The sequence below is a fragment of the Phyllobacterium sp. genome (assembly GCF_037994405.1).
Lineage (GTDB): Bacteria > Pseudomonadota > Alphaproteobacteria > Rhizobiales > Rhizobiaceae > Phyllobacterium.
Genome location: NZ_JBBNAN010000034.1, coordinates 1 through 5,601 on the forward strand (window position 1 = coordinate 1; position 5,601 = coordinate 5,601).

A 5,601-nucleotide genomic window follows, 5' to 3' on the forward strand; every position below is an offset into this window, starting at 1 on the left:
TCTAAACCGGCGATATGTCGAAACGAATCGCCGGTCCTGAAATTGAACGCCTGATCCAGCTGCTGGCCAAAGTGCCAGGACTAGGGCCGCGTTCCGCCCGCCGGGCTGCCCTGCACCTCATCAAGAAGAAGGAAGCGCTGCTGATCCCGCTGGGTTCGGCCATGCAGGATGCTGCCGACAAGGTGCGCATCTGCAGCACCTGTGGCAATGTCGATACGTCCGATCCCTGCATGATCTGCACCGACCCGCGCCGCGAACGCGCGACGCTTATAGTGGTCGAGGATGTCTCCGATTTGTGGGCACTGGAACGGGCAGGTTCGATGAATGTGCGATATCATGTGCTCGGCGGGCGGCTGTCGCCACTCGACGGTGTTGGCCCGGACGATCTCAACATCATGACACTTGTCAGTCGTGTAGCGGAAGGCGAGATCAAGGAAGTCATCCTCGCCGTCAATGCGACCGTCGAGGGGCAGACGACGGCGCACTACATCACCGATCAGCTTGCTGGTTTTGATGTTCGCATCACGAGGCTTGCTCATGGCGTGCCCGTGGGCGGCGAACTCGATTACCTTGACGAGGGAACGTTGACGGCGGCACTGCGCGCCAGAACATCACTATAGGGAGAATGTCTTGATCCAACGCCCATTGAGATTTGCCCTTGGGGCGGTGGTAGGGATATTTCTAGGTCTTGATGCAAGTGCGGGATTGGCCGCATCAAAGCCTGAGGTCGAAGCTCAGTTCCAGTCCTGGCTTGCCAACGATCTCTGGCCGCAAGCCAAGGCAAAGGGCATTTCCAAAGCTACCTTCGATCAGGCCTTTACTGGCGTGACGCTGAACTTCGACCTGCCCGATCTCGTCATGCCGGGCGAGAAGCCGCAGACACCGCAAAAACAGGTTCAGACTGAGTTCGGCTCACCCGGAAAATACTTTAACGACAAGACCGTAAATGCCGTCACATCGGGCGGCACAGCACGTTTTGGACAATATGCGCGGGTTCTGAAGGCGGTAGAGAGCAAATATGGCGTTCCTGGTGAGATCGTTCTCGCCATATGGGGCCGCGAGAGCGGCTATGGCAGCGTCAAGATTCCCTATAATGCTTTTACAGTGCTTGGCACGAAAGCGTTCATGGCGACGCGCAAGGATATGTTCCGCGAGGAGTTGGTTGCAGCACTGGAGATTGTTCAAAAGGGCTATATCGGCGCCGCAAGCATGAAGAGCTCCTGGGCCGGAGCGCTCGGTCAGCCGCAATTCATGCCGAGTTCTTATCTCGAACATGCCGTGGATTTCGACGGCGACGGCAAGCGCGACATCTGGACCTCGGTGCCGGATACGCTGGGGTCGATTGCGCATTACCTTGCGCAATATGGCTGGCAGCGTGGCCGCGACTGGGGCTATGAGGTCAATGTTCCGGGCAGCGTCAGCTGTGCACTTGAAGGACCGGATCAGGGCAAGCCGTTTACGGCCTGGGAAAAGCTTGGCATCGCCCGGGTCAACGGCAAGGCGTTTCCATCCAGCGAGACCAAGCGCGAGGGCTTCCTGGTAATGCCTGCCGGACGGCATGGCCCTGCATTCATCGTGACCAAGAATTTCTATGTGCTCAAGGAATACAATATGAGCGATCTCTATGCGCTGTTCATCGGCCATGTCGGGGATCGCATCGCTCATGGCGCGACGGGTTTTTCCGCAGGATGGGGCGATGTTGGCGGGCTCAATCGTTCAGATATTGCCAGCCTGCAAAAGGTGCTGGAAAGGAAGGGTTATGATGCCGGTGGTTCCGACGGGTTCCCGGGCTTCAAGACCCGGCGGTCTATCGGCGACTGGCAGGCAAAACAGGGCATGGCCGCAACGTGCTTTCCCGACAAGGACCTCATCAGGGCAATTCGCTGAAGATTTTCTTTCGTTCTCCTCCTGAAAAGCTCTAAAACTACTTCCGGATCGAAATGGGAGCGAGATCATGCCATCCAACGAGCGGTCGAAACATATTACCCAGGGCGTCGCACGGTCGCCCAATCGTGCCATGTATTACGCGCTCGGCTATGAGAAGGCCGATTTTGACAAGCCGATGATCGGCATTGCCAATGGCCATTCGACGATCACACCCTGCAATGCCGGGCTGCAGCCGCTGGCTGATGCGGCTGTTGCGGCGGTGAGAGCGGCAGGCGGCAATCCGCAGATCTTCGGCACCCCGACCATTTCCGACGGCATGGCGATGGGCACGGAAGGGATGAAATATTCGCTCATATCGCGCGAAGTGATCGCAGATTGCATCGAGACCTGCGTCAACGGCCAGTGGATGGACGGCGTTCTCGTCATAGGCGGCTGCGACAAGAACATGCCCGGCGGCATGATCGCGATCGCTCGTACCAATGTGCCCGCAATCTACGTCTATGGCGGCACTATCAAGCCGGGCAAATGGAAGGGCAAGGACCTGTCCATTGTTTCCTCATTCGAGGCAGTCGGCTCCTTTATGGCCGGAAAGATGAGCGAGGAGGACTTCGAAGGGATAGAGCGTCACGCCTGTCCTTCCACCGGCTCTTGTGGCGGCATGTACACGGCCAATACCATGAGTTCGGCCTTCGAGGCGCTTGGCATGTCGCTGATGTCATCGTCGACCATGGCCAATCCCGATGCGGAAAAAGTCGACAGCACGGAGGAATCTGCGCGCGTTCTGGTCGAGGCTGTGGGCAGGAATATCCGCCCGCGCGATATTATCACCCGCAAATCGATCGAAAATGCCGTCGCGCTGATCATGGCGACAGGAGGCTCCACCAATGGCGTTCTGCATTTCCTCGCCATCGCCCATGCGGCGGAAGTGGAATGGACGCTGGACGATTTCGAGCGTGTGCGCCGCAAGGTGCCGGTGATCTGCAACCTGCGGCCGTCTGGGCAATATATGGCCGTGGACCTGCACAAGGTCGGAGGCATCCCGCAGGTACTGAAGATCCTGTTGAATGCAGGTCTCTTGCATGGCGATTGCCTGACCATCACAGGGCGCACCATCGCCGAGGAACTGGCGCATGTCCCTGACGCGCCGCCTGCCGACCAGAACATCATCCGCCCGATCGACAAGGCGCTCTACAAGGAGGGGCATTTGGCGATCCTCAAGGGCAATCTCGCGCCGGGCGGTGCGGTCGCCAAGATCACGGGCCTTAAGAACCCGGTCATTCAGGGGCCCGCACGCGTCTTCGACGACGAGCAGTCGGCCATGGATGCGATCCTGTCGGACAAGATCAGGCCCGGCGATGTGCTGGTCCTGCGCTATCTTGGTCCGAAGGGTGGTCCGGGCATGCCGGAGATGCTGGCGCCGACCTCCGCCATAATCGGTCGCGGCCTCGGCGAAAGCGTCGGTTTGATTACGGACGGGCGGTTTTCCGGCGGCACCTGGGGCATGGTTGTCGGGCACGTCACCCCTGAAGCATTTGAAGGCGGCACCATTGCCCTCGTTCAGGAAGGCGACATGGTCACGATTGATGCACACCAGCAATTGCTGCATCTCGAAGTGAGTGAAGCCGAGCTGGAGGCCCGCCGCAAGAGCTGGAAACAGCCAGCTCCCCGCTACACGCGCGGTGTTTTGGCAAAATTTGCGCAGCTGGCAAAATCGGCCAGTGAGGGTGCCGTGACCGGTTGATCCTATTGTCTCGGACGCAAATACAGTCTGTCAAAGCCTCTCCGGTATGAAAGCGCGCCGTGAAATGCGATCCTGACGGTCAATGAAGACCTCAGGAAAGACAACAGATGCCGGCTCTGGTAAATGGACAATGGGTAAAGGGCGACGTTGCCGCCAGCGAAATGAAGGGCGGCGCATTCCACCGCGAGGCGACGCATTTCCACAACTTTATCACGCCGGATGGCAGTCCTGACCCAAAGGGCAATCCAACATTTCCCGCGGAACGCGATCGCTATCAGCTCTTTGTCTCCTATCTCTGCCCTTGGGCCTCGCGCACGCTAATCTTGCGCACCCTCAAGGGCCTGCGCGACATCATCCGCATCTCAGTCGCCGAACCGGCAATCGGTGAAAACGGCTGGACTTTCGCAAGAGAGCAGGATGCCGGCCCAAAAGCACCACCGATCCGTTACCTCTATCAGCTCTATACCGCGAGCGAGCCCAATTATACCGGGAAGGTCTCGGTGCCCGTGCTGTGGGATCGCAAGGAAGGCCGCATCGTCAACAACGAATCGGCCGATATCATCCGCATTCTCAATACCGCTTTCGATAGCCTGACGGGCGACAATCAGGATTTCTATCCGGAACATTTGCGCCCCGAGATCGATAGATGGAACGACCTTATCTACGAAAACATCAATAATGGCGTCTATCGCGCCGGCTTTGCCAAGTCTCAGGCTGCTTATGGGGAGGCGGCTGCGAATGTGTTCAGCGCGCTGGACAAGGTCGAGACGCATCTGGCGGATCATCGATACATCGCCGGCCAGCATATAACGGAAGCGGACTGGCGCCTGTTCGTGACGCTGGTCCGTTTCGATGCTGCGTATAACGGCGTCTTCAAATGCAATATTCGCAGGTTGAGCGATTATCACAATCTTTCCAATTATTTGCGCGAGCTTTACCAGTGGCAGGATGTACGCAACACTGTGAAGATCGACCACATCAAGGCCGGCTACTATTCGATCGCCCACGTCAATCCGACCGGCATCGTGCCGCTTGGACCGGTGCTTGATTTCGAAGGGCCCCATGATCGCGAGCGGTTGCTCAGCAAGGGGATCTTCCGGCATTAGGGTCAGAACCTGTTAATCTGGTCGAAATGGTATTTGGCTTTTCGTTCGGATACGAGGAGCAAAGGGACAAGAAATGTTTATCCATTGTCGAGCCTTTGCGACGACGTAGCCGGGCGAAAAGACCCTATCCTGCCGACGCCGAAACGGCGGCAAGCTCAAGTGTCGAACCGTTCGGCCGGGGAAAAGACCCGCCCTTCACGCTTCTCAGAGCATGGTCCAATGAATGAAGCTGCGCATGTATCTTTCGATCCGGCAAAGAGCCGGATCGGAACATGCGCTGCATCTTCTTGCCGTTTCAGGCGCCATTGTCGATCCTATTAATTCAGTTTGTCTTGGTTCAAACACTAGGAAGCTACAGAATGACGCCATACACCTGCTCCTGAAGAGGACTCCTACAATGGTTAGTTTACTGATTATCAGCCAACATCTGCAAGAATGCGTTATCGCAAAACACACTCGTCGAAGGAACCGGCACAAAGTGTCAGGAGCAAATGACCGGTTAGGGCTCAAACGAGCCGCCTGCCGAACGGCAGCGCGGGGTCGTTTCCGGTCGTTGGGTCACAGCAACGTCGGTAATGATCGACCGCCTCAGACGGGGGCTCCTACGCCCACCCGACATGCGCCTGTTTGACAAGCTTCAGAAACAGATCGAACCAAAACCGATATTCGGGTGGCTTCCAACCGTTGTTCGCGGCAAAACGCGCATTAGGCAACTGACGTCGTCGGATCTTTGCCAAATTAGATCTCGATCGAAATGCGTCTGCGGAAGTTGATGAAGCAGCAAACCGATGAGTGAGACACCCAAACTCACCTACCCCGAACACATGGAGAAGGCTCCTGCCGGACTGTTTGAACACTACTGCATGC

Annotated in this window: 4 protein-coding genes; all 4 read left to right on the plus strand. The window is 57.3% G+C overall.

Annotation, left to right across the window (positions count from 1 at the left end; genetic code table 11):
• Positions 1-14: 14 nt before the first annotated feature.
• The 4 genes from recR (at position 15) to AAAC48_RS02340 (ending at position 4,734) form a co-directional block, all read left to right on the plus strand.
• Entirely contained in the window at positions 15-620 is a 606-nt protein-coding gene (gene recR, locus AAAC48_RS02325) for a recombination mediator RecR (protein ID WP_340652624.1), read from the plus strand.
• A gap of 10 nt (positions 621-630) precedes the next feature.
• Complete coding sequence (locus AAAC48_RS02330) at positions 631-1,887, plus strand: lytic murein transglycosylase (RefSeq protein ID WP_340652625.1); 1,257 nt, start codon at positions 631-633, stop codon at positions 1,885-1,887.
• Between the two features lie 67 nt (positions 1,888-1,954).
• Positions 1,955-3,628 carry a dihydroxy-acid dehydratase gene (gene ilvD / locus AAAC48_RS02335; protein WP_340652626.1) on the plus strand — a complete coding sequence of 558 codons (1,674 nt, stop codon included), beginning with the start codon at positions 1,955-1,957 and terminating at the stop codon, positions 3,626-3,628.
• A gap of 107 nt (positions 3,629-3,735) precedes the next feature.
• The gene (locus tag AAAC48_RS02340; protein WP_340652627.1) at positions 3,736-4,734 is read left to right on the plus strand and encodes a glutathione S-transferase family protein; all 999 of its coding nucleotides are present in this window, start codon (positions 3,736-3,738) and stop codon (positions 4,732-4,734) included.
• The last annotated feature ends 867 nt before the right edge of the window (positions 4,735-5,601 follow it).